Consider the following 24834-nt stretch of genomic DNA (forward strand, 5'->3'; position numbering starts at 1 on the left):
CAAGGGGTTGCAAAAAAGCCCGGCCTTCGCCGGGCTTTTCGCTTTATCTTGCCGTCAAACGGTTCAGGCCGACTTCTTCTTGTCGTCGTCCTCGTCGATTTCCTCGAAATCGGCGTCGACAACGTCACTGTCCTTGGCGGCGTCCGCCTTGGCGTCGGCTTCCGCCGCTTCCTTCTGCGAAGCCTCGTACATGGCCTGGCCAAGCTTCATCGAAGCCTCGGCAAGCGCCTGGCTCTTGGCTTCGATGTCGGCCGGGTCGTCGCCTTCGGTCGCGGTCTTAAGCGCCGCGATCGCGTCGGAAATCGCCGTGCGCTCGCCTTCCGAAACCTTGTCGCCATATTCCTTCAGCGACTTCTCCGAGGAATGCAGCAGCGCTTCGGCCTGGTTGCGGGCCTCGACCAGCGCACGCCGCTTCTTGTCGGTCTCGGCATTGGCCTCGGCGTCCTTGACCATCTTCTCGATGTCGGCGTCCGAAAGACCGCCCGATGCCTGGATGCGGATCTGGTGCTCCTTGCCGGTGCCCTTGTCCTTGGCCGAAACGTTGACGATGCCGTTGGCGTCGATATCGAAGGTGACCTCGATCTGCGGCACGCCGCGCGGCGCCGGCGGAATGCCGACCAGGTCGAACTGGCCGAGCGCCTTGTTGTCGGCGGCCATTTCACGCTCACCCTGGAAGACCCGGATGGTCACGGCCGATTGACTATCCTCGGCCGTCGAGAACACCTGGCTCTTCTTGGTCGGGATCGTCGTGTTGCGCTCGATCAGGCGGGTGAACACGCCACCCAGCGTCTCGATGCCGAGCGACAGCGGCGTCACGTCGAGCAACAGCACGTCCTTGACGTCGCCCTGCAGCACGCCGGCCTGGATGGCGGCGCCGAGAGCGACGACCTCATCCGGATTGACGCCCTTGTGCGGCTCCTTGCCGAAGAACTGCTTCACGATCTCCTGGATCTTGGGCATGCGGGTCATGCCGCCGACCAGGACGACTTCGTCGATCTCGCCGGCCTTCAGGCCGGCATCCTTGAGCGCCGCCTTGCAAGGGGCAATCGTGCGCTGGACCAGGTCGTCGACCAGCTGCTCGAACTTGGCGCGCGTCAGCTTCAGCGTCAGGTGCTTCGGCCCGGTCGCGTCGGCGGTGATGAAAGGCAGGTTGATTTCGGTCTGGGTCGTCGACGACAGCTCGATCTTGGCCTTTTCAGCCGCCTCCTTGAGGCGCTGCAGGGCGAGCTTGTCGTTCTTCAGGTCGATGCCCTGTTCCTTCTTGAACTCGGCCGCCAGGTATTCGACCAGGCGCATGTCGAAATCCTCGCCGCCGAGGAAGGTGTCGCCATTGGTCGACTTCACCTCGAACACGCCGTCGCCGATTTCGAGCACCGAAATGTCGAACGTGCCGCCGCCAAGGTCATAGACGGCAATGGTCTTGCCTTCCTTCTTGTCGAGGCCATAGGCAAGCGCTGCCGCGGTCGGCTCGTTGATGATGCGCAGCACTTCGAGGCCGGCGATCTTGCCGGCATCCTTGGTTGCCTGGCGCTGGGCGTCGTTGAAGTAGGCCGGAACGGTGATGACCGCCTTCTCGACCTTCTCGCCGAGATAGGCTTCCGCCGTTTCCTTCATCTTCTGCAGGATCATGGCCGAAATCTGCGAGGGCGACTGCTTCCTGCCGCCGGCCTCGACCCAGGCATCGCCATTGTCGCCCTTGACGATCTTGTAGGGGACAAGCTTCTTGTCCTTCTCCGTCACCGGATCGTCATAGCGGCGGCCGATCAGGCGCTTGACCGCGAAGATGGTGTTTTCAGGATTGGTGACCGCCTGGCGCTTGGCCGGCTGGCCGACAAGACGTTCGTCGTCGCCCGAGATGGCGACGATGGAAGGCGTCGTGCGCGCGCCTTCCGCATTCTCGATTACCTTCGGCTCCTTGCCATCCATGATGGCGATGCAGGAGTTGGTGGTGCCGAGATCGATACCGATTACTTTTGCCATTTTTCTAGTCTCTCCGCTAAGCAGGCTCTCAGGACCCGTACAGGCGTTCCGACGAAAGCCCCTGTTCACAAGAAATCCCGTTCCGGCAACCGGCATTCCGGCGCCGAACGGCTTGGCGCGTATATAAGAACAGGCGGCATCGCGCGCAAGCATTCTGCGCAAGGCTTCCATGAACCTTTCCACCTCCGCCCGCGACTGATCTCCAGGTGCCGCATGGTGCGGCCCGGAAAGGAAGCCCCCATGACCAATAACCCAGAGGCTCTGCGGTCTCCGGGAACAACAGGAGCTCGGCGCGACCACTGCCTTCGGGACGAGGTCGATGCGCTGGGCTTCCCGCTGGTTCCGTTGACCCTGCGTAAGAGCAGGCGTATCGTGATTTTGAGGAAAGCAGACAATTCGATCAGGGAAGAACGAGCCGGACCGCCGCGCCTTGCCCTGATTTGCGCGGCCAGACCCGACGTTCTCCCGTCGACTACGGGGGGTAGTGTCATGTCTCGCATCCGCGGCTCGTTCGTGTCGTCTCTTGATGGCGGCTTGCGCCGCGCTGTGCATCCAGGCGGGTTGCTGGCGCTGGCACTCGGCCTGTGGCTGGGCGCCGCCCAGGCGCAGGAAACCCGGATCATCTATCCCGGTTCGATGGCGGTGACTGGATTCTCCGGCACCGTCATTCCCAATTTCGACCCCCCTGATTCCGAAAAAGGGGGCCTGCCGCCCGGCGTCGATCCGGTCGACGAAACCTTCATCGACACCACGCGAGCCACCTTGCGCGTGTTCGACGTCTCGCATCTGGGCGGCCCAGCCTCCGGGCAACTGGTCAACACGCCGCCGCCCCTCGAGGTGACGGCGGAGCAGATCGGCCAGGTGTTCGGCGTCACCTATGATGACGGCGTGCGCGACGGCGTTCCATCGGGCATTCCCAATCTCTATGCCGGCGCCGCCTCGCTGCACGGCATCCGCATCGTCACCCCGGACGCCGATGATGACGGCCGCCCCGAGCGGCAGCGCCGCGGCGCGGCCGGCGCCACCTTCATGGACGGCCAGTTCGGCACCGAAAACGGTGGCGGGCCGGGCACCATCTGGAAAATCGACGGCATCACCGGCCAGGTCTCCAAGTTCGCCGACATCGACACCAACAGCGGTCCCGGTATCGGCAATCTCACCTTCGACGCCGCTCATCGCCAGTTCTTCGCCTCCGACCTCGATACCGGCCTGGTCCATCGCATCGATGCCACCGGTACGCTGATCGACAGCTTCGACCACGGCGTTGCCGGGCGCCCGGCGCATGGGCTAGCTCCGATCGCCGACGATGGTTCGGTGATGGACATACAGGGTGCGGCTTTCGACAGCGAAGACCCCGACAGCTGGGGCTACACGCAGGACGAGCGCCGCATCTGGGCCGTCTCCTATCATGGCGGCCGGCTTTATTATTCGGTCGGTGAAAAGTCTGAAATCTGGTCGGTGGGCATTGCCCGCAACGGCACCTTTGCCGGCGACCCGCGTTGGGAACTGACGGTCAAGGCCGACAAGGACTACGCCGTCACCGACATCGCTTTCGACAACACCGGCTTCATGTACCTGGCCCAGCGCGGCCCGGTCGAGAACCGCTACGATTACAGCCAGTTCGCCGATTCCGGCAAGGGCGAGGTCATCCGCTACTTCCGAGAGAACCCGGACGATCCGGAGACGGAATCGGTCTGGGTCGAAGTGCCGCAGGAATATGCGGTCGGTTTCCCTCAGGGCAACAGGCAGTCGGCCGGCGGTCTCGACCTGCAGTATGGTTATGATTCCGACGGCACTCTCGACACATCGGTCTGCACGCAGACGCTGGTCAACACCGGCGACAAATTGCGCGACAATCCGGCTCTCGCCGAACAGCTCGCCGCCGGCGGGCCGCTCGCCGTGCACGGCGTGCAGATCACGCCGAAAGAGCTGGTCAAGCCGGCCAATGTGCCGCCCTTCGGCTCCTGGTTCGTCGACTTCGACGGCTATTTCGAAGACCCGGAGGTCGAGGGTCATGTCGGCGACGTTGCCGTCTGGCATCCTTGTGAAGGCCGCGCCGGCTATTATGAAGAAATCCCGGGCGGCTACCTGCCCCCCTTCTACCCGCCGGACTTCCCACCGCCCGGCAATCTGCCTCCGTGCATCGATGTCGAGGATATCAGGTATTACTGTACGCCTCGCGGCCTCCAGGCCGATCTCTATCTCCATGACCGTGCCGGCTTCGGCGGCGATTCGATAAAGGCCCAACCTTCGAATGAGACAAAGTCCAGGACGCCAGGCGTCGGGGTGACGTCATTCCAGTCGCATGCGCCCGGCCAGCCTTACACGATCGACATTACCGGCCACTATCCGGGCGACAGAGTGGATGTTGGACTTTGCTTCTACAGGAAGTCCGACAAGGACAAGGGTGGCTACTACCCTTGCTGCAAGATGATCTTGCCGCTCCGAACCCCAGCCGTCAGCTGCGAACGTTGAGGAGGGGAAGATGAAAAATCTCGCACTCTCCCCATTCGCAACCAACACTCAAGAAACCGTCGTGGAGACGATCATGAAACCCCTGTCATACGCCAGGCGCGGCGCGCGCTGGCTGATGGCGGCCGGTATCGCGGTCGCCATGCTAACCCCGGTGCAAGGCTTTGCGGAAGGCGCTGCCCCGATCACCCCGGAGCTGAAGCTCGATCTCGACAGTTCGCGCGTCATCACTCCGAGGCCCGACCGGGTCGTACCCTTCTTCACCAAGAAAGGCACTCAACGAGGCTGCGACTACGTCGTCTATTCGCTGAGCTTCGGCCTGCGCGGCGATCCGCAGGGCCTTGCCGACCCAAGCCTTGAGGCCAGGCTGAAGAAGGTCCGGGTCGACTTCAAGGACCAGCTTCCGCACGGCCTTGAGATCGTCAACGTCAATGTGTCCGGCGACGGCACGGATTCATCCGGCGGACCACTGCCGGGCGCGACGATCAGCACCTCGGCGGGTCCCAACGATACCGCTGTTGTTTCAGACTTCCGCATCTCCACTTCCGATCTCGACGGCGCCGGCGCTCCCAACGAGCGCGTCATCAACTTCAAGATCACGGCCAAGATCGATCATGCGGCATTTCCCGCGCCGACGATCGTCGACAACCACGGGATGATCAAGGTGACCGCCAGACCGGGCACCGGGACCATCATCCCGTCGCAGGATCCGAGCAAGCCCGACGACGGCGACTTCAAGACCGGCGTGAAGACCTCGATCAAGATCGACGTCACCAAGTGCAACCCGCCGCCGCCACCTCCCGGCAAGGAATGCTTCAAGGTGGAGCGCGGCACCGTCGACTGCGTGCCCGGCGGCGGTGCCTTCATCTACCACATGCCGGTCGGCCCGGAGATGGGCGGCAAATGGGTGCAGGTTTCGACGACCACATCAGGCGTCACCGTCATCCCCGACACCCAACTGGTGCCGGCGGGCGGCGGTGTGCTCAACTGGAAGATCGTCGGCGCATCGCCCGGCGACGTCATCCACCTCATCGTCACCGGCATCGAAACCTATGCCGGTCCGAAGGAAGGCTGGGGCCTGTGCTGCACGCAGACCATCGACATCGTCATCCCGCGTGACCAGAGGTGCCCGCCCAAGGACAAGGAGCCGGACCTCAAGGTTGAGAAACGCGCCGACGTGACGCGTTGCACGATGGGCGGCGGCTGCGACTTCACCATCAGGGTCACCAATGTCGGCACCGGTGCCTACCACGGCAAGATCGTGCTCGACGAGGTGACGCTGCCGGCCGGCTCGACACTCGATTCAGGGCCCAATCCGCCCTGGGTCTGCGTACCCGGCACCACCCCTATGATTTGCACCCATCCGGTGACCACGCTCAATCCGGGGGCCTCCGTCGACCTCAAGCTCGGCTTCAAGCCGGCCGGAGGCTGGCAAGGCAGCGTCTTGCGCAACTGCGCCACCTATAATTACGGGGCCAGCGACAAGCCACTGTTCGGCAGCCAGTCGAACGACCGCGGCTGTGCCTCGATCCCGGTCTGCCGGCGTGGCGATCGCGACCGCGACTGCCGGCCGCCGGTCGAAAAGAAGGTCGACCTGATCCTGAAGAAGCGTGCCCGTATCCCGGTCTGCACGGCCGACGGCATCTGCTACTTCGTGATCGACATCATCAACAACGGCAGCGCCACCTACAATGGACCGCTGACGGTCATCGACAATTATCCCGGCGGCGCGCCAGCCTCCTCGACCTTCGGCCCGAGCCCGCCATGGACCTGCGCACCAACCGGCCCCGGGCTGTTCCGCTGCGACAATGCGGGCATCTCGCTGCCTCCGGGCGGCTCGACGCCGATCGTCGTCAAGGCGGTCATGCCGGCCGGCTACCAGTCGGACACTGTCGAGAATTGCGCGACGGTGAAGCCCATCCCCGGTGAAAACGATCTCACCAACAACAAGGCCTGCGCAAAGGAACGCTTCCGTCATCCCAATGGCGGCAAGCCGACCTTGCGCATCACCAAGGTGTGCAACGGCTCGCTCGCCGGCGCTGCGGTCATCTCTTGCCGCATCACCGTCATCAGCCTTGGCACCGCTGCCCCCACCGGCCCGGTGCGGGTCAACGATGCCGCCACGCTGGTTGCCGGCGGCGCGCCTGTCCAGATCCAAACCGTCACCCCTGACGGTGCGGAATGGGCGTGTGGACCGGTTCCGGCCAACGCGCTGTCGTGCCAGATTCCCGGTGCCGTCATGGTACCTGGAACCAGCCGCCACTTCGACGTGACGGTCTCGGCCAATGGCGCGTTCGAAAACTGCGCGCGCGGCTCCTATGGGCCGGCACCGGGCGACGACGTCGTCTATCCCTTTGGCCAGGCCTGCGCCAAGGGCGGCGGTTCTTCGACCATCCGTGTCGAAAAGACCGGCGACCGTGAATGCAGGCTCGGCCAACCCTGTTCGTTCGAGATCACCATCACCAATGACGGAACGACCCCCTTCTCCGGGCCGGTCCGCATTGGCGATGCGATCGGCGTGGAGGGTCTCGGCAGGCTGGAAGGCGTTGAGATCACGTCGATCGATCCGCCCTTTGGCTGTTCGCCGGAACCGGCAATCTTGCCACTATCCTGCATTGCCAATTTGTCGCTCGGCGCCGGCGAAAGCCGGGTGCACCATGTCACCGTGGTCATTCCCGACGACGGTCGCCTGGCCAATCTGCAGGGCAATGTCAGCGGCCAGAACTGCGTCGGCGTGCTCTCTCCCGACACACGGGTGCAAGGCGGTGGCGACGTGCTTTCCGACGACCAGGCCAACATCGAGGGCGATCGCGGCAAGGCCTATGCCTGCCATCCCTTCACCATTGGCCAGGAGACGAAGAAGGAATGCTCGCAAGGCTTCGTCATGAACGATGCCGGCCGCTGCGTTTGCCCGGAAGGCACCACCTACCGCAACGGCCAGTGCTCGCCGGGCGGTGGTATCGTGCCGAAGCCGGAACAGCCGAAGCGCTGTGTGCTGCTCGAAGGCCAGATCCGCACCGAGGACGGCCGTTGCGTCTGCCCACGCGGAACCGGGCTCGAGAACGGCAGATGTGTCAGGACCGACAAGCCCGAGCAGTGCACCATCCGTGGCCAGGTCCACAATGCGGATGGCGATTGTGTCTGCCCCAGGGGAACCGAGATCAGGGGCAATGCCTGCCGCCCGATCCAGCCAAAGCCTGAGCAGTGCACGATCCGTGGTCAGGTTCACGACGCGGATGGAGACTGCGTCTGCCCGAGAGGGACCGAGGTGCGCAACGGCGCCTGTCGTCCGATCCGGCCAAAGCCTGACCAGTGCACCATCCGTGGTCAGGTCCACGACACCAACGGCAATTGTGTCTGCCCGAGGGGTACCGAGGTGCGGGGCAATGCCTGCCGGCGCAAGCAGCCGGCGCAAGAGCAATGCGACATACGCGGCCAGGTCCACAACAAGCGTGGCGAGTGTGTCTGTCCGCGTGGGACGCAGGTGATCAACGGCGCATGCCGCAAGCCCAGACAGGAGGTGGAATGCGCACCGGGCTCGCAGATGATCAATGGCCAATGCCAGCCGATCATCAGGCGGCGCTGCCCGGAAGGCACGATCGGGCGCTATCCGAACTGCCGGCCCGTCCGCGGACAACCGTCGCTGGAGCTCAACCCCGGCCTGCTGCTGCAGCAGGTATTGCCACGGCGCAGGCCGCAGGTCGAACAGCAACAGGATCCGGTTCCAGACAGAATCCTGAAACTCCAGCAGCAATAACCACTGCTCGACACGAAACCAGAAACCCGCCGGAGCAATTCGGCGGGTTTTTCTTCGTAGCTGTGGGGGCAAGCGGGAATTGGCCGCACGTGATCGGGGATGCTGGCACGTCAGCCTGCGCGGTGCCCGCGCCTGCACCCTCGACAAGTCGGCTGTGGCGCATTAGGCAGTCGATAGGGTGGCCGAACGAGAAGGACACTCGGAAAGGCCGCACCCATGAGCAGAAAGACCCTGATTGCACCATCGGTGCTGGCGTCGGATTTTTCCAAACTCGGCGATGAGGTCGAAGCGGTGGCGGCGGCAGGCGCCGACTGGATCCATCTCGATGTGATGGACGGGCATTTCGTGCCCAACATCACCTTTGGCCCGCCGGTGATCAAGGCGATCCGCAACCGCACCAAGGCCTTCTTCGACTGCCATCTGATGATTGCCCCGGCCGACCCCTATCTGGCCGCTTTCGCCGAGGCCGGCTGCGACGGTTTGACCGTCCATGCCGAGGCCGGCCCGCATCTCGACCGCTCGCTGCAGACCATCAGGAACCTTGGCAAGAAGGCCGGTGTGTCGCTCAATCCGGCGACGCCGGAAAGCGTGGTCGAATACGTGCTCGACCGGCTCGACCTGATCCTGATCATGACCGTCAATCCGGGCTTCGGCGGCCAGGCCTTCATCCCGGCGGTCGTCGACAAGGTGAAGCGGGTCAAGGCCCTGATCGGCGGCCGGCCGATCCGCATCGAGATCGACGGCGGTGTTTCAGCCGAGACCGCGCCGCTGGTCACCGCTGCCGGCGCCGACGTGCTGGTGGCGGGCGCCGCCATCTTCAAAGGCGGCAGCGTCGAGGCTTATCGTCAGAACATCCAGGCGATCAGGACGGCAGCCGACAACGCAGCCGGCTGACCAGCGGTGTTCCCGCGGTCGGCCCGACATGCCGGCTAAGGTTCTGGTCCCGGGCGGGGCTTGTGAAAATCTGATGCGCAACGGCATCGGGCTGAGCGGTTGCCTGATTCGGTCTCAAGGTCCGCCGGCCTATGCCCAAAGCAGACAGTTGATCTCGCGCGCATACAAAAGAACAGAAAGACAGATTCTCCTGCGTGCATACAAAACATGTTAAGTTTCCACAGGTTGTGAAAATGCGCGGAATTACAGCATTGAGCTCCGGAATGCCGCATATTCCTTCGTGCTAAAGTACAATAGCGTGATCTTCTGCTTGAGCAGGCGAATGCTCGCGCTGTATGGTACAAGTACGAGACGGCGAATGCTTTCAGACTCGAATCGCCCAGGCCAAGTCTTGGGGACAAGGAGTCGCTATGACATACGGAGCTGCCAATCTGAACGACGACGCTGCGGGACCGAAGAGCACGCTTGCGAGTACGGTCTATCAGCAATTGCGGGACGATCTTCTCGGCGGTGTCCTTGAAACCGAGAGCAAACTGCGGGTCGAATGGGTTGTCTCCAAATATGGGGCCGGCGCCTCACCTGTCCGCGAGGCTCTCAATCGCCTCGCCTCGGAAGGACTTCTCGGCCGGCACGACCAGCGCGGCTTCTTCATCATGCCGGTCAGTGCGCCGGAACTCGAAGAGCTGACGCGCACCCGCTGCTGGCTCGAGGAGCGGGCGCTTCGCGAATCCATCGTCCACCGCACCGCCGAATGGGAAGAACAACTCGTGCTGGCGCTGCATCGCCTGGGCCGTGCGTCACGTTTTTCGCCGCAGAACCTCGTCTCGCTCAATCCCGATTGGGAGAGGCTGCATCGCATCTTTCACAGGGTGCTGATTTCGGCCTGCCGGTCGCAATGGCTGGTGGGGTTTTGCGACCAGCTCTCCGATCACGCCTATCGCTACCGGCAAATGGCCAATGATGGCGAAGGCGTCCAGCGCGACGATTTCGGCGAGCATCGCCTGATCGCCGAATGTGCCCTGGACGGCAATGCCGACGGTGCCGTCGAGGCACTGCTCAACCACTACCGGTTGACTGCCGCCATGTGCATGAAGCGCTTCGAGCAGGACGACGAAACGAAGGAACTCGCCGGCAAACGCGCTCGGCGATAGCAGTCGTTTCCTGGCGGGTCTCTTGCGCTCGTTTCTTGCGCTCAGCCTGCGTGGAGAGCGGCTGGCGTGAACTGCTGTCGGCGGGCTTGACGGCGCGGCCAAGAACCGCGAACTCTCGCCGCCGAGGCATGCCGCGACAGGCGCATGCTCAGCGCCGTAGCACCCCAGGAAGTCTTCATGAGCAATCATCTGTTCGATGCGTTCCGGTCCCGGATGCCGGCGCCAGCGCGCTTGCTGATGGAGACCGATGATGGCCGCTTGCTCACCTATGGCGATATGCTGGCCCGCTCGGCGCAGCTTGCGCATGCGCTCTTGCAACGGGATGTCGAGCCCGGTGACCGCATTGCCGTGCAGGTCGAGAAGAGCCCGGAAGCGGTCATGCTCTATCTCGCCTGCTTGCGAGCCGGCGCCGTCTTCCTGCCGCTCAACACCGCCTATACGCTGGCCGAGCTGGAGTATTTCTTCGGCGACGCGGAACCACGCCTGGTCGTCTGCGATCCGGCAAGAGCGGCCGATATCGGCGCGCTGGCGGAAAAGACGGGCGCCGTCACCGTCACGCTCGGCCGCGACGGCCGGGGATCGCTGACCGACCAGGCCTCGCGGCTGCCGACGGATTTTCATGACGTGGCGCGCGGGTCGGATGACCTCGCGGCAATCCTCTACACGTCGGGAACCACCGGCCGTTCGAAAGGCGCCATGCTCAGCCACGAGAACCTTGCTTCGAACGCGCGCGTGCTGGTCGAGCACTGGCGTTTCACTGGAGACGACGTGCTGATCCACGCATTGCCGATCTTCCACACGCACGGCCTGTTCGTCGCCACCAACGTCGTCCTGATGGCCGGCGCCTCGATGCTGTTCGAGCAGAAGTTCGATCCGGCCCGCATCGTCTCGCTGCTGCCGCGTGCCACGGCCCTGATGGGTGTGCCGACCTTCTACGTACGCCTGCTGCAGCAGGATGGACTGGACCGTGAGGCGGCGAAAAACATCCGCGTGTTCATTTCCGGTTCGGCGCCGCTGCTGGCAGAGACGCACAAGGCCTGGCGCGAGCGCACCGGCCACGCGATCCTCGAACGCTACGGCATGACCGAGACCAACATGAACACCTCGAACCCCTATGAGGGCGAGCGGCGCGCCGGTACGGTCGGGTTCCCCTTGCCCGGCGTCACGCTTCGCATCGCCGATCCCGACAGCGGCGCAGCACTTGCGCAGGGTGAGGTCGGCATGATCGAGGTCAAAGGCCCCAACGTCTTCGGCGGCTATTGGCGCATGCCGGAGAAGACCAAGGCGGAATTCCGCGCCGACGGTTTTTTCATCACCGGCGATCTCGGTATGGTCGACGCCGACGGCTACGTCCACATTGTCGGCCGCGGCAAGGACCTGATCATATCGGGCGGCTACAACATCTATCCGAAGGAACTCGAAAGCGAGATCGACGCCCTCGACGGGGTTAGCGAAAGCGCCGTCATCGGCGTTGCCCATCCGGATTTCGGCGAGGGCGTCACCGCTGTCGTCGTGCGGGCGCCGTCATCGCGGATCACCGGTGCCGAAATTCTCGGCGCCATCGCCGGACGGGTGGCGAAATACAAGCACCCGAAACGGGTGATCTTCGTCGATGAGCTGCCGCGCAACACCATGGGCAAGGTACAGAAGAACCTGCTGCGCGATACCTACAAGGACATATACGCATCATAGTTGCGCTGGGGCAGGGGCGCCTTACTCCTTGCGCGGCCTTTCGGCCCGACTGCCGGAACCCCACAAGGCGCGCTTCAGCAGGTTGCGCTTGCGTGGGGCGAGATTGATGTCGCTGACAAGCTTGGCGCCGCCCTCGCGCCGTTCGAGGGTGATCTTGCGGCTGTGGAAGGCTTCCAGCTCGGCCCGGTGCGCCACGCTGATGATGGTGACATCAGGCAATTCGCGGATCACCGTCGCCATCATGGTGTCCTGGCTCTTCTCGTCGAGCGCCGAGGTTGCTTCATCCAGCACGACGATATCGGGGCGGTGCAGCAGCAGGCGCGCGAAGGCGAGGCGCTGCTTTTCGCCGCCCGACAGCGTCTGGTCCCATGGCGCTTCTTCCTTGATCCTTTCGGCAAGATAGGCAAGGCCGACCTTGTCGAGGGCGGCCTTGATCTGTTTGATCGTCCACTTGTCCGCCGCCGCGGGATAGGCGACCGCGCGGCGAAGCGTGCCCGAGGGGATGTAGGGGCGTTGCGGCAGCATGAACAGTCGCCTGTCGGCGTGGAAATTGACGCTGCCGCCGCCCCATGGCCACAGGCCAGCAACGGCCCGCACCAGCGTCGACTTGCCCGAGCCGGATTCGCCAGCCACCAGCACGCGCTCACCCGGTTCGATCGCAACCTCGGTTTCCTTGACCACGGAGGTGCCGTCGTCGAGCGTGACGGAGAGATCGTCGAGGCTGAGCATCGCACCGTCTTCGGTTTTGCCGTGCTGGATGCGTCCGAGCGCGTCGCTCTGCTCCGCACGCTCGAGCCCGTCGAGCGACATCATCAGCGAGGCGATGCGCCGCGCCGAGGCGTTCCAGTCGGCAAGACGCGGGTAGTTGTCGACCAGCCATCCGAACGCGCCTTGCACGATGCCAAAGGCAGACGCTGCCTGCATCACCTCGCCAAGCGTCATCGAGCCCTCGAGGAATTTTGGCGCGCACAGCAGGATCGGCACGACCGGCGCAAACAGGCTCGATCCCTGCGACACCGCCGCCGTGCGCATGTGCTGGCCCGTCAGCAGCGCCCATTGCCTGAGCACATGGCCGAAATTCCTGTCGATGCCGCTGCGCTCCTCCTCCTCGCCGCCCAGCAAGGCGATGCTCTCGCCGTTTTCGCGCACGCGCGTCAGCGTGTAGCGCAATTCGGCTTCCGCCTGGTTCTTCTGCTCGGAGAGCCGGACGAAATGGCGGCCGATGACCACCATCGAGGTCGAGGTGATGGCGGCATAGATCATCGCGGTGATAACTAGGAAGCCGGGAATGGTAATGCTCTCGCTGCCGATCGGCAGGGTGAGCGCGCCGCCGATGGTCCACAGCACGACGATGAAGGTCGAGGCCGACAGGAACGCGTTGAGGACGCCGGCGATGAAATCGACCGGCGACTCGGTGGCGATGCGCAAATCCTCGGTCATGCGGGCCTCGGGGTTCTGGTGGTCGCCGCCGACGAGGTTCAATTGGTAGTAGCGACCGCTTGCCAGCCAGCGCGCAATGACCGCGGTGGTCAGCCAGGAACGCCAGCGGCGCTGGATCGTCATGCGCAGGTAAACCTGCGCGACGACAAGGCTGCCGCTGCAGATCACCAGCGGTACGAATAGCGCGCTGAGGAAGTAGACGCTGCGGGCGTTGCGCTGCTCGAGCGCATCGAACATCGAGCGGTTCCAGACATTGATGCCATACTGGAAGCCGATATTGATGCAGATTAGAAGCAACACCCCGATCGTGAACGGCCAGGCGAGCCGGTCGCCGCGCCGGCTCCAGTAACCGCGCGCGCTGATCCAGAAACGCCGCAGCAGATATTTCTTGCGCGCCTGCTCGGCCTCTTCGAGCGTCAGTTGCGGATCGGGCTCGACAGCCTCCGGTGGCGGTCCCGGCTGGCCGTCGACCTCGGGGGCAGCTTCGGCGGCCGACGGCTTTTTTTCGCGCAACTCCTCGTGGCGTGGCCTCTGGTCACGCGGCGCTTGCTGTCGCGGCTTCAAGGCATCGCGCGGTTTGATGCCGTCGGCCTGTTTCAATTTGGGTTTCGCCTCGGACATACGCTCCGACAACGACCTCAAAATCAAAAGGTTTCATGACGTCAGCCGACTTGAACCTGAAATCAACGCAGTGGCGGAACCGGCCGCAAAAACCTTTTCGCCGCCGATCCAGACGCCCTTCGTGTCGAGATCGTCCGACAGCGCGACCATGTCCGCGGCCGTGCCGTTGGCGAATCGGCCCAGCCGGTGCGACTGGCCGATTGCTTGCGCCGGATAGAGCGAGGCCATGCGCAAGGCCTCGGAAAGCTCGACCCCGACGACGCGGTGGATGAAACGAACGGCCGAGATCATATCGAGATCGGCGCCCGCCAGCGTTCCGTCGGCGAGCCTCAGGCTGCCATCCCTTCGATAGATGGTGCGGCCGTTGAGTGTGAACGACGTCATGTCGGTGCCGATTGTCGCCATGGCGTCGGTGACCAGCACGATTTTGCCGGGACCTTGCTTGGCGCGCAGCGCGATCTTGATCGTGGCCGGATCGACATGGATGCCGTCGGCGATGAGACCGGCCGACAAGCTGCCGATGTCGATGGCCGCGCCGACCAGTCCGGGCTCGCGATTGCCGATCTGGCTCATCGCGTTGAACAGATGGGTGACCATCGAGGCGCCGCCCGCGGCAAAAGCGCTGGCGGTGGCATAGCCGGTATCGGAATGGCCAAGGCTGACGATGATGCCGGCCTTGGCGAGTGCCGCGACGCGCGCCGGCTCGACGGATTCAGGGGCAATGGTGGTGAGCAGCACCGGTAGTTTTTGCCGCGCGGCGATCAGCATCGCCTGGTCGGCATCCGTCATCGGCCGGATCAGCGCCGGATCATGCGCGCCCTTGCGGGCAACCGACAAATGCGGGCCTTCGAGATGCAGCCCGAGAAACCCAGGCACCTTCTGGCGCGCCGCTGCCTCGCCGGCGGCGACAGCGGCGGCGGTGATGTCTGATGTGTCGGTGATCAGAGTCGGCAGCAGCCCCGTCGTGCCGAAGGGCGCATGTGCGCGGCAGATGGTCTCGATCGAAGCGACATCGGGGTGGTCATTGAGCATGACGCCGCCGCCGCCATTGACCTGCAGGTCGACGAAGCCCGGCGCCAGCACGCCGCCGCCGGTGTCGACGACGCGGATATCCGAGGGGATGGCGCCGGCGGGCAAAATGGCCTCGACGAGACCGTCGCGCACGACAAGTGCGTGGCCTTCATGCCAGTCGTCGCCGTCGAAAACCCGGGCGCCAGTCAGGGCAAAGCGATCGCTCATACTGTCTCCGTCACCTTGCGAAGATTGCGCGGCGTGTCCGGGTCGAGACCGCGATGGCGGGCAAAGGCCTCGACGAACATGTAGAAGGAGACGATCAGCGTCAGCGGATCGGTCAGCGGGTGGCCGGTGGCGACATGCGGCAGGCGCACAGCGCGTTTGCCAAGTGCGGAGGTGACGAACACCGGCGCGCCCTTGGCCGCCAGGCTGTCGGCGGCCTCGGCAATGGACGGTTCGGAGGCGTCGCGCGCAGCCAGCGCCAGCACCGGAAAATCGGGGCCGATCAGCGCCAGCGGGCCGTGCATGACTTCGGCGGCGCTGTAGGCTTCCGCATGCATGCCGCAGGTCTCCTTGAATTTCAGCGCCGCCTCATTGGCCATCGCCGCCGACGGTCCGCGGCCGAGGATGAACAGCGATTTCTGCTTCTCGATCGTCTCAGACAGCACGCTCATCCAGTCGCAGGCGATCGCCTTGCCGAAATGCTCCGGCAGGCGGGCAAGTGCGGCCAACAGCGCATCGTCACCGGTGGCGTGCGCCATCAGAGCGAGGCCGGCGACGGCCGAATTGATGAAGGTCTTGGTGGCCGCCACGCTGCGCTCGGGGCCGGCCAGGATATCGATCGCATAGTCCGATGCGCGCGCCAGCGGCGAATCGGCGGTGTTGGTGATGGCGATGGTCAGCGCGCCCCCCGCCCGCGCGGTTTCGGCCATAGCGACGATATCGGGGCTCTTGCCCGACTGCGAGATCGCCAGGCAGGCCGAGCCGGCGAGCCTGAGCTTGCGGCCGTAGATCGAGGCGATCGACGGGCCGACCGACGCGACGGCCAGGCCGGCGGTCAGTTCGACGGCATATTTCATGAAGGTGGCGGCATGGTCGGACGAGCCGCGCGCCACGGTGACGACAAACTGCGGGTCGCGTTCGCGGATGCCGCGCCCGGCCTCGGTCAACACGGCGCCGGAGCCGTCGAGCAGGCGGGCGACCGCTTGCGGGACCTCCTCGATCTCGCGCCGCATATGGGTCATTTCTGTCGTGCTCATGGTCGGCCCTCTTCGCTCGGCCCTGTCAGCCGCAGTTCGGCGACGAAATCATAGGCGTCGCCCCGGTAGATGGAGCGGGTGAATTCGATCACCTTGCCGCTCGCCAGATAGGAAATGCGTTCGATGTGCAGGCCGGCAATGCCTGGCGGCACTTCGAGCAGGCGCGCGTCGCTGTCGCCGAGATTGGCGGCGGAAATGCGCTGCACGGCGCGCACCGGCCGGTTGCCGGTCAATTCCAGCGCCGCATAGAGCGAGGAGCCTATATCGGCCGGGTCGGGCAACACGCTGGCCGACAGCGAGGCGCGCTCGATCGCCAGCGGTGTGTCGTTGGCGATGCGCAGGCGCGCCACGCGCGCCACGAGTTCGCTCGACGACAGGCCGAGCACCATCATCTCGTCGGGCGAAGGTGCGTAAAGGCCTCGGTCGAGCCATGCCGAACGCACAGCCATGCCGCGCCGCGCCATGTCTTCGGTGAACGAGGTCAGCCGCGACAGCGACTGTTCGACACGCTCCATGCGCGGCGCCACGAAAGTGCCGGAGCCGTGGCGCTGCACCAGGATGCCGCCCTTGACGAGGTCCTGCACCGCCTTGCGCACGGTGACCCGCGAAATATCGGCCTTGGTGGCGATGTCGCGCTCGGAAGGCAGCGCGTCGCCCGGCCCGATCAGGCCGCGATTGACCGCGTCCTCGATGCTCTTGCGAAGCTGCAGATAAAGCGGCGCGCCGCTTTGCGCCTGATGTTTGAGCGTGGCGAAGATCTGGTCGGCGGCCTCGCTCATCGAGTTGCCTCCGCGTGTCCGGCGAAAAGGCGAACCGCCATCTGCACCGCGCCGCCCAGCGCGTCGTCGAGCGGCGGCTTCAGCAGCGCCCGGTAGCGGGCAGACAGCCGCGGCGCGTAGAGCGGCGCCAGCCCGCCGAGCAGGCACAGCGGCGCGTCTTCTGAGAGGTCGAGCGCGCCGAGCGAGGCTTCGACATCGGCGACCACCCTGTCGAGGATCCAGTTGGCGACGCTGTCGCCCTTCCCGGCATGCTCGAACACCTTGGGTGCGAAGCCGCCGAAGTCACCCGGCTTGGCATTGGTGGTGAATTCGACGACGTCCTCCGGGTTGTTGCGGAACACGGCCAGCATGCTCTGCGTCAGCGGCGAACCTTCGCGGACGCCGTCATAGGCAAGCAGTGTCTGTTCGAGCAGGTCGCGGCCGATACGGGCGCCGCTGCCCTGGTCGCCAACCTGGAAGCCCCAGCCGCCGATGGCGCGCGATTTGCCTTGTCTGCGCGCCATATAGGCGGTGCCGGTGCCGAGGATCGCCATGGCGCCGTCGCCGGAGCCGACAGCGCCTTCCAGCGCGATCTCGGCGTCGGTCTCGACGCGGCTGATGCTGAATGGCAGGATCGCTTCAAGCTGCTGCCGGTAGGTGCCGACATTGGCGCCGGCAAGGCCGAGAATTGCGGGTGTTTGCGAGATCAGTTCCGGATCCTGCCCGGCGGCGAGGAACGCCTGCCTGGCGGCCTCGACGATGTTCGAGCGGGCGCCGGTCAGGTCGGTGCGTATGTTGGCGGCGCCGCTTTTGGCGCGGCCAACAACAGTGCCATCCGCTGTTGCCAGGGCAGCCCTGCAGCTGGTGCCGCCACCATCGATTCCGAGCACGAGATTCACGTGGTTTCTCCTCCATGCGGATAATACCAATAAAATACCAATAGCCAAGGGTTAATTTCCGTTTCAAAAAGATTAAGCCGTATTTTATTGAAAAACCTATGCATTTCGTCGGCTCAGCGATTTCTGGCCAGCGAATTCGTTAATGCGTGTGGACAAGTGGTATTTTTTTGGTATTGTTCTGGTATTGGAGGAACCGGGATGGCCGAAACGCGCACCGAAGCGCTTCACCAGAATGCCGAGGGGCTGGATATCCAAGCCCCGGACGCCATCCTTTCCTATTTGGCCGACGCGCAGATCGAAGCCGCAAAAGTTGTGCGCCATGCCATCCCGTCCATCGCCAGGGCAGCAGAAATCATCGCCGGTGGGTTGAAGAGTGGCGGCAAGCTTGCCTATGCGGCGGCCGGCAGCTCCGGCCTGATGGCGCTGGCCGATGCGCTTGAATTGCCCGGCACCTTCGGTATTCACCGCGACCGCATTGCTATCCTGATCGCCGGCGGCGACGACGCTTTCCGCACATTGGCCGGCGGGCCGGAAGACGATGCCGAGGAGGCCGCGGCAGCGGTCGCCAAGGCGGGCCTCGGCAAGGGCGACTGCCTGATCGCCATTTCCGCCAGTGGCACGACGCCTTATGCGGTGCGGGCCATCGAGGAAGCGGCGCGCCGCGGCGCTGCCACTATCGGTATCGCCAACAACAGGGACTCTGCGCTGCTGCGCCAGGCACAAACCGCCATCCTGCTCGAAACGCCACCGGAGCTGATCGCCGGCTCCACGCGCATGGGCGCCGGCACCGCCCAGAAGATCGCGCTCAACATGCTGTCGACGCTGACCGCAATCCATCTCGGCCATGTGCATGACGGCTACATGGTCAATCTCATGGCCGACAACATCAAGCTGCGCGACCGCGCGGCGCGCATCGTCGCCGCCGTCAGCGGGCGCGACACGGACGAGGCGGCCCGCCTGCTCGAGAAGAGCGGCGGCGCGGTCAAGACCGCCATTCTGCTCGCCGCCGGCGCCGCCAGCGCTGACGCGGCGCAGAAAATACTGGAAGAGGCCGGCCAGAAGCTGCGGCCGGCCCTTTCCGCTATAGAGGGGAGCAAGGGGCGCACTGCCTCCGTTCTCAAAACCGAACCTGAAAAAGGTCAACAGGGAGACTGAGCATGACAACGAAACTACTGACGGCACTGCTTTTGGGCACCAGCATTCTCGGCTCGGCCGGCGTTGCCTATGCCGACGACGTAACGCTCAACATCGAAAGCTGGCGCGGCGACGACCTTGCCATCTGGAAGGACAAGTTGATCCCGGCTTTCGAAGCCAAGAACCCGGGCATCAAGGTGGTGTTCGCGCCGTCGGCTCCGACCGAATATGACGCAGCGCTCGGCGCCAAGCTCGCCGCCGGCTCGGCGGGCGACCTGATCACCTGCCGCCCATTCGACAAGTCGCTCGAGCTGTTCAAGAAGGGCAACCTTGCCGATCTCTCGGCGCTGCCCGGCATGGAGAACTTCTCGCCCGTGGCAAAGTCCGCCTGGCAGACCGACGACGGCAAGGCGAGCTTCTGCGTGCCGATGGCCTCGGTCATCCACGGCTTCATCTACAACAAGGACGCCTTCGACAAGCTCGGCATCAAGGTGCCGGAGACCCGCGACGAGTTCTTCGCCGCGCTCGACAAGATCAAGGCCGACGGCACCTACATCCCGATGGCGATGGGCACCAAGGATCTCTGGGAAGCCGCGACTATGGGCTACCAGAACATCGGCCCCAACTACTGGAAGGGCGAGGACGGTCGCGCGGCGCTGATCAAGGGCGAGCAGAAGCTGACCGACAAGGACTGGGTCGCGCCCTATGAGGAACTGGCCAAGTGGAAGCCTTATCTCGGCGACGGCTTCGAGGCGCAGACCTATCCGGACAGCCAGAACCTGTTCACGCTCGGCCGCGCCGCCATCTACCCGGCCGGCTCGTGGGAAATCGGCCTGTTCAACACCCAGGCGCAGTTCAAGATGGGCGCCTTCCCGCCGCCGGTCGAGAAGGCCGGCGACACCTGCTACATCTCCGATCATACCGATATCGGCATGGGCCTCAATGCGGCTTCGAAGAATGCCGATGCGGCCAAGACCTTCCTGTCCTGGGTCGCCTCGCCGGATTTCGCCACCATCTATGCCAACGCGCTGCCGGGCTTCTTCAGCCTGAACTCCTCGCCGGTGAAGATGGCAGACCCGCTGGCGCAGGAATTCGTCTCCTGGCGCGCCAAGTGCAAGCCGACGATCCGTTCGACCTACCAGATCCTGTCGCGCGGCACGCCGAACCTCGAGAACGAGACCTGGGTCGAATCGGCCAACGTCATCAACGGCACCGAGACGCCGGAAGCTGCCGCCAAGAAGCTGCAGACCGGCCTCGACAGCTGGTATCATCCGGCCAAGTAAGAGCTCAGGCAACGGAGCCGGCCGGGCGCACGCCTGGCCGGTTCCGGACCACCTCATTCACAGTGCACCTATTCAGATTGCGATTGTCGGCACCGCCTCCCGGCCTTACCCTCACTGTTGTGGGGAAGGCTAGCTGATCAGTCGCAGGCCTTGTTCTTGCCGCATCCGGTAAGGATGTCAGGGCCGTGCATCGAGGCATCATCTAGATCGGTACCCTTTGGAACCGAGAGACGGCGGGGACCGAACTCATGGCCGCAGATATCAGACCGAAAAGACCGTTCCGCTGGCACATCGGCATCTTCCTGGCGCCGGCGGTGCTCGTCTACTCGGCGATTATGATCCTGCCGCTCGCCGGCACGCTGCAGCTGTCGCTGTTCCGCAACATCGAGCAGCATCAGGTCTTCGTCGGGCTGCAAAACTTCCGCACCCTGTTCGGCGACCCCAACTGGTCGGTGGGTTTCTGGAACGCGCTCAGGAACAACACCTGGTTCTTCATCATCCACATGATCGTGCAAAACCCGATCGGCGTCATGCTGGCGGCGCTTCTGTCCAGCCCGAAACTCAGATTCGCGGCCTTCTACCGCACCGCGATCTTCGTTCCGACCATCCTGTCCTTCGTCATCGTCGGTTTCGCCTGGAAGCTGATCCTGTCCCCGTTGTGGGGCGTGGCGCCGCATCTGATGGATCTCGTCGGCCTCAAAAGCCTGTTCACGCCGTGGCTCGGCAAGGAGCAATATGCACTGACCGCACTCAGCCTGATCTCGGTGTGGCAGTTCGTCGGCATCCCGATGATGCTGATCTATGCCGCCCTGCTGTCGATCCCCGAAGAGGTGATCGAGGCCGCCGAATGCGATGGGATTACCGGCCTTTCACAGTTCTGGAAGATCAAGCTGCCGCTGATCCTGCCGTCGATCGGCATTATCTCGATCCTCACCTTCGTCGGCAATTTCAACGCCTTCGACCTGATCTACACCGCGCAAGGCGCGCTCGCCGGGCCGAACTATTCGACCGACATTCTCGGCACCTTCCTCTACCGCGCCTTCTTCGGCTTCCAGCTGCAGACCGGCGACCCCAATATGGGCGCGGCGATTGCCACGATGATGTTCCTGATCATCCTCGGCGGCGTCTGCGTCTACCTCTTCCTCGTCCAGACGCGCCTGCGTCGCTACCAGTTCTGAGGGGCGAGATGTCGAGCTTGAACACCCCCCTCTGGCCTGCCGGCCATCTCCCCCGCAAGGGGGGAGATTGGCAGCGTTGGCCTTGCCGGCCATCTTGCTGCGTTGGTGATTGGCGAAAGCAGTCGCGACATCCGATCTCCCCCCTTGCGGGGGAGATGTCCGGCAGGACAGAGGGGGGTGCCTTGGCGCCATTCCTTGGAAGTGTGCGTCAGGAGACCTCCCAATGAGCACCGCCACCCGTTCCGTGCCCCGCACCATCGGCGCCCACGCGATCCTGTTGACCTACACGGCGATCGCGCTGTTTCCGGTGATCCTCGTCATCATGAACTCGTTCAAGTCGCGCGCGGGCATCTTCGGCGCGCCGCTGACGCCGCCGACGCCCAAAACCTTCGACCTGATCGGCTACACGACGGTGATCGGCCAGGGCGACTTCATCCACTATTTCCAGAACAGCCTCGTCGTCACCGTCGCCTCGCTGTTCTTCGTGCTGTTGTTCGGCGCCATGGCGGCGTTCGCGCTGTCGGAATACCGCTTCCGCGGCAACTCGCTGATGGGGCTTTATCTGGCGCTCGGCATTATGATCCCGATCCGGCTGGGCACCGTCGCCATCCTGCAATTGATGGTGGCGAGCGGGCTGGTCAACACGCTGACGGCGCTGATCCTGGTCTACACCGCGCAGGGCCTGCCGCTTGCCGTGTTCATCCTGTCGGAATTCATGAAGCAGGTGTCCGACGATCTGAAGAATGCCGGCCGCATCGACGGCCTGTCCGAATACACCATCTTCTTCCGCCTGGTGCTGCCGCTGGTCAGGCCCTCGATGGCAACCGTCGCCGTCTTCACCATGATCCCGATCTGGAACGATCTGTGGTTCCCGCTGATCCTGGCGCCGTCAGAAGAAACCAAGACGGTGACGCTCGGCGCCCAGCTCTTCCTCGGCCAGTTCGTCACCAACTGGAACGCCATCCTGGCCGCACTGTCGCTGGCGATCATGCCGGTGCTGATCCTCTACGTCATCTTCTCGCGGCAGCTGATCCGCGGCATCACGTCCGGAGCCGTCAAGTGAACTCTGAAACACCTCTTCGCGTCGTCGTTGCCGGCCTCGGCAATATGGGCCGCAGCCACGCGCTGGCCTACCATGCCAATCCAGGTTTTCAGATCGCAGCGCTGATCAACCGCTCCGACGTGCCGCTGCCGGACAGGCTGTCGGGTTACGGCATAAGGCGCTCCTTCGATGAAGCCCTGCGTGACGAAAAGCCCGATGTCGCCTGCATCGCCACCTATTCCGACAGCCATGCCGACTATGCGGTGAGGGCGTTCGAGGCCGGTTGCCATGTCTTCGTCGAAAAGCCGCTGGCAACGACGGTGGCCGACGCCAAGCGCGTCGTCGCGGCGGCGAAGGCCAATGGCAGAAAACTGGTGATCGGCTATATCCTGCGCCATCACCCGTCCTGGATCAGGCTGATCGCCGAAGCGCGCAAGCTAAGCGGCCCCTACGTTTTCCGCATGAACCTCAATCAGCAATCCTCGGGCCACACCTGGGAGACGCACAAGCAGTTGATGCAGACGACGTCGCCGATCGTCGACTGCGGCGTCCACTATCTCGACGTCATGCTGCAGATCACCGATGCCAAACCGATCGAGGTGCGTGGCATGGGCGTGCGGCTGACCGAGGAGGTGGCACCCTCGATGTACAATTACGGCCATCTGCAGGTGCTGTTCGATGACGGGTCGGTCGGCTGGTATGAGGCCGGCTGGGGGCCGATGATTTCGGAAACGGCGTTCTTTGTGAAGGACGTCATCTCGCCCAATGGCTGCGTGTCGATCGTCATGAAGGAAGGTGTGAAGTCCGACGACATCGACACCCACACCAAGACCTCCACCATCCGCCTGCACAATGCGGCGACCGGCGCGGACGGCAAGTTTCTCAAAGCCGACGAGATGCTGTCAATGGAGGGCGAACCCGGCCATCAGGACCTCTGCGACCTCGAACAGGCCTTCGTGCTGAAGGCGATCCGCGAGGATCTGGATCTCACCAAACATATGGACGACGCGGTCAAATCGCTCGCCGTCTGCCTTGCCGCAGACGAGAGCGTGCGCAGTGGAAAGGCGGTGCGATTGTGACCGCAGAATTGTCGTCACGGGTTGCATTCGCGCCCACATTCCAATTTGGAGGACTGCCGTGGGCTCGCTGAACATTGAGAACGTGAAGAAGGCCTTCGGGCCGGTCGAGGTGCTGAAGGGCATCAACCTCGAAGTGAACGACGGCGAGTTCGTCGTCTTCGTCGGCCCGTCTGGCTGCGGCAAGTCGACCTTGCTCAGAGTCATTGCCGGACTGGAGGATTCGACCTCGGGCCGCGTCGTCATCGACGGCGCGGACGTCTCGGCCACGCCGCCGGCCAAGCGTGGCATCGCCATGGTGTTCCAGACCTATGCGCTCTACCCGCATCTGACGGTGAAGAACAATATGGGCCTTGGCCTCAAGCAGGCAGGAACGCCGGCGGCCGAAATCGAGCGCCGCATCGGCATCGCGTCATCGATGCTGTCGCTGGAGCCCTATCTCGAAAGACGGCCGGCCGAACTCTCCGGCGGCCAGCGCCAGCGCGTCGCCATCGGCCGCGCCGTGGTGCGCGAGCCAAAGCTTTTTCTCTTCGACGAGCCGCTTTCGAACCTCGATGCGGCACTGCGCGTCAACACGCGGCTGGAGATCGCGCAGCTGCATCGCCGGCTGAAGGCAACGATGATCTACGTCACCCACGACCAGGTCGAGGCGATGACGCTGGCCGACAAGATCGTCGTGCTCAATGCCGGCAGGATTGAGCAGATCGGCGGCCCGATGGAGCTCTACAATTCGCCGGCAAATGAGTTCGTCGCCGGCTTCATCGGCTCACCGAAGATGAATTTCGTCGACGGCGCCCGCCTCGGCGAAACCGCCAAGACCATCGGCGTGCGGCCGGAACATTTGACCGTCGATCCGAAATCCGGCGCCTGGAAGGGAACGGTGGTGCACGCCGAGCACCTCGGCGCCGACACCAATCTGTATCTCGATTGCGAGAAGGCCGGTCTGATCACCGTGCGGATCTTTGGTGTTTATGATGCCGAGCCGGGTGCCACGCTGTATGCGACGCCGGATCCGGCGAAGACGTATCGGTTTGGCGCTGATGGGAAGGTGTTGAAGTAGCTTGACACCCTCTTCCTTTCCTCTCCCTCCGGAGGGGGGAGAGCGACTATCTGGGGTGTCAAGTTGCAATTACGAACTCGTTGCGCGCATCGCGTGCTTTTGCATTGAGGATGACCAGGAGTTT

At 64.0% G+C, this 24834-nt stretch carries 17 protein-coding genes; 11 read left to right on the plus strand and 6 right to left on the minus strand.

Translation table 11 applies throughout. The features are described from left to right. Nucleotides 1–63 precede the first annotated feature (63 nt). Nucleotides 64–1980, minus strand: a complete 1917-nt coding sequence (dnaK, locus tag NKH95_RS28550; RefSeq protein WP_023810872.1) for a molecular chaperone DnaK — start codon at nt 1978–1980, stop codon at nt 64–66. Nucleotides 1981–2469: 489 nt separating this feature from the next. Between dnaK and NKH95_RS28555 the strand changes: the two genes are divergently transcribed. From NKH95_RS28555 to NKH95_RS28575, 5 genes are all read left to right on the plus strand, one after another. Further along, complete coding sequence (locus NKH95_RS28555; protein WP_502895373.1) at nt 2470–4455, plus strand: hypothetical protein; 1986 nt, start codon at nt 2470–2472, stop codon at nt 4453–4455. Nucleotides 4456–4465: 10 nt separating this feature from the next. Next, a complete protein-coding gene (locus NKH95_RS28560; RefSeq protein WP_352893960.1) occupies nt 4466–8209 on the plus strand; it encodes a DUF7929 domain-containing protein in 3744 nt (1247 codons plus the stop codon). A 216-nt stretch (nt 8210–8425) separates the two neighbouring features. Further along, nucleotides 8426–9103, plus strand: coding sequence for a ribulose-phosphate 3-epimerase (gene rpe / locus NKH95_RS28565; protein ID WP_023810869.1), 678 nt, complete (start codon nt 8426–8428; stop codon nt 9101–9103). 410 nt (nt 9104–9513) lie between these two features. Further along, the gene (locus NKH95_RS28570) at nt 9514–10254 is read left to right on the plus strand and encodes a GntR family transcriptional regulator (protein WP_128305144.1); all 741 of its coding nucleotides are present in this window, start codon (nt 9514–9516) and stop codon (nt 10252–10254) included. A 177-nt stretch (nt 10255–10431) separates the two neighbouring features. Then, nucleotides 10432–11946, plus strand: a complete 1515-nt coding sequence (locus NKH95_RS28575) for a malonate--CoA ligase (protein WP_352893963.1) — start codon at nt 10432–10434, stop codon at nt 11944–11946. A 21-nt stretch (nt 11947–11967) separates the two neighbouring features. Here NKH95_RS28575 and NKH95_RS28580 read toward each other — a convergent pair whose 3' ends face one another. The 5 genes from NKH95_RS28580 to NKH95_RS28600 are packed head-to-tail and all read right to left on the minus strand — an operon-like array spanning nt 11968 to nt 17937. Continuing rightward, nucleotides 11968–14007, minus strand: a complete 2040-nt coding sequence (locus tag NKH95_RS28580) for an ABC transporter ATP-binding protein/permease (protein WP_023810866.1) — start codon at nt 14005–14007, stop codon at nt 11968–11970. Between the two features lie 33 nt (nt 14008–14040). After that, the gene (nagA, locus tag NKH95_RS28585; RefSeq protein WP_352611528.1) at nt 14041–15246 is read right to left on the minus strand and encodes an N-acetylglucosamine-6-phosphate deacetylase; all 1206 of its coding nucleotides are present in this window, start codon (nt 15244–15246) and stop codon (nt 14041–14043) included. Next, a complete protein-coding gene (locus tag NKH95_RS28590; protein WP_352793420.1) occupies nt 15243–16280 on the minus strand; it encodes an SIS domain-containing protein in 1038 nt (345 codons plus the stop codon). Before NKH95_RS28590 ends, nagA begins: the two co-directional genes overlap by 4 nt. Next, nucleotides 16277–17059, minus strand: a complete 783-nt coding sequence (locus NKH95_RS28595; protein WP_027040192.1) for a GntR family transcriptional regulator — start codon at nt 17057–17059, stop codon at nt 16277–16279. The genes NKH95_RS28590 and NKH95_RS28595 overlap by 4 nt, the downstream gene beginning before the upstream one ends. Continuing rightward, the gene (locus tag NKH95_RS28600) at nt 17056–17937 is read right to left on the minus strand and encodes a glucosamine kinase nucleotide-binding domain-containing protein (RefSeq protein WP_352611526.1); all 882 of its coding nucleotides are present in this window, start codon (nt 17935–17937) and stop codon (nt 17056–17058) included. The genes NKH95_RS28595 and NKH95_RS28600 overlap by 4 nt, the downstream gene beginning before the upstream one ends. Before the next feature lie 198 nt (nt 17938–18135). Between NKH95_RS28600 and NKH95_RS28605 the strand changes: the two genes are divergently transcribed. The 6 genes from NKH95_RS28605 (at nt 18136) to NKH95_RS28630 (ending at nt 24710) form a co-directional block, all read left to right on the plus strand. After that, nucleotides 18136–19092, plus strand: coding sequence for an N-acetylmuramic acid 6-phosphate etherase (locus tag NKH95_RS28605; RefSeq protein ID WP_352893966.1), 957 nt, complete (start codon nt 18136–18138; stop codon nt 19090–19092). Nucleotides 19093–19094: 2 nt separating this feature from the next. Beyond that, the gene (locus tag NKH95_RS28610) at nt 19095–20354 is read left to right on the plus strand and encodes an ABC transporter substrate-binding protein (RefSeq protein WP_352893968.1); all 1260 of its coding nucleotides are present in this window, start codon (nt 19095–19097) and stop codon (nt 20352–20354) included. A gap of 248 nt (nt 20355–20602) precedes the next feature. Continuing rightward, a complete protein-coding gene (locus NKH95_RS28615) occupies nt 20603–21532 on the plus strand; it encodes a carbohydrate ABC transporter permease (RefSeq protein ID WP_352809119.1) in 930 nt (309 codons plus the stop codon). A 223-nt stretch (nt 21533–21755) separates the two neighbouring features. Next, entirely contained in the window at nt 21756–22595 is an 840-nt protein-coding gene (locus tag NKH95_RS28620) for a carbohydrate ABC transporter permease (RefSeq protein ID WP_127380895.1), read from the plus strand. Then, nucleotides 22592–23653 carry a Gfo/Idh/MocA family protein gene (locus NKH95_RS28625; RefSeq protein ID WP_352553262.1) on the plus strand — a complete coding sequence of 354 codons (1062 nt, stop codon included), beginning with the start codon at nt 22592–22594 and terminating at the stop codon, nt 23651–23653. The genes NKH95_RS28620 and NKH95_RS28625 overlap by 4 nt, the downstream gene beginning before the upstream one ends. A 58-nt stretch (nt 23654–23711) precedes the next feature. Then, nucleotides 23712–24710, plus strand: a complete 999-nt coding sequence (locus NKH95_RS28630) for an ABC transporter ATP-binding protein (protein WP_023810856.1) — start codon at nt 23712–23714, stop codon at nt 24708–24710. Nucleotides 24711–24834: the final 124 nt, after the last annotated feature.

The sequence above is a fragment of the Mesorhizobium sp. M0848 genome (assembly GCF_040319805.1).
In the GTDB taxonomy this organism is placed as follows: Bacteria; Pseudomonadota; Alphaproteobacteria; order Rhizobiales; family Rhizobiaceae; genus Mesorhizobium.

Coding starts and splice junctions, on each gene's coding strand:
- dnaK (WP_023810872.1), bottom strand. CDS start 1,980: ATGGCAAAAGTAATCGGTATCGATCTCGGCACCACCAACTCCTGCATC.
- NKH95_RS28555 (WP_502895373.1), top strand. CDS start 2,470: ATGTCTCGCATCCGCGGCTCGTTCGTGTCGTCTCTTGATGGCGGCTTG.
- NKH95_RS28560 (WP_352893960.1), top strand. CDS start 4,466: ATGAAAAATCTCGCACTCTCCCCATTCGCAACCAACACTCAAGAAACC.
- rpe (WP_023810869.1), top strand. CDS start 8,426: ATGAGCAGAAAGACCCTGATTGCACCATCGGTGCTGGCGTCGGATTTT.
- NKH95_RS28570 (WP_128305144.1), top strand. CDS start 9,514: ATGACATACGGAGCTGCCAATCTGAACGACGACGCTGCGGGACCGAAG.
- NKH95_RS28575 (WP_352893963.1), top strand. CDS start 10,432: ATGAGCAATCATCTGTTCGATGCGTTCCGGTCCCGGATGCCGGCGCCA.
- NKH95_RS28580 (WP_023810866.1), bottom strand. CDS start 14,007: ATGTCCGAGGCGAAACCCAAATTGAAACAGGCCGACGGCATCAAACCG.
- nagA (WP_352611528.1), bottom strand. CDS start 15,246: ATGAGCGATCGCTTTGCCCTGACTGGCGCCCGGGTTTTCGACGGCGAC.
- NKH95_RS28590 (WP_352793420.1), bottom strand. CDS start 16,280: ATGAGCACGACAGAAATGACCCATATGCGGCGCGAGATCGAGGAGGTC.
- NKH95_RS28595 (WP_027040192.1), bottom strand. CDS start 17,059: ATGAGCGAGGCCGCCGACCAGATCTTCGCCACGCTCAAACATCAGGCG.
- NKH95_RS28605 (WP_352893966.1), top strand. CDS start 18,136: ATGGCCGAAACGCGCACCGAAGCGCTTCACCAGAATGCCGAGGGGCTG.
- NKH95_RS28610 (WP_352893968.1), top strand. CDS start 19,095: ATGACAACGAAACTACTGACGGCACTGCTTTTGGGCACCAGCATTCTC.
- NKH95_RS28615 (WP_352809119.1), top strand. CDS start 20,603: ATGGCCGCAGATATCAGACCGAAAAGACCGTTCCGCTGGCACATCGGC.
- NKH95_RS28620 (WP_127380895.1), top strand. CDS start 21,756: ATGAGCACCGCCACCCGTTCCGTGCCCCGCACCATCGGCGCCCACGCG.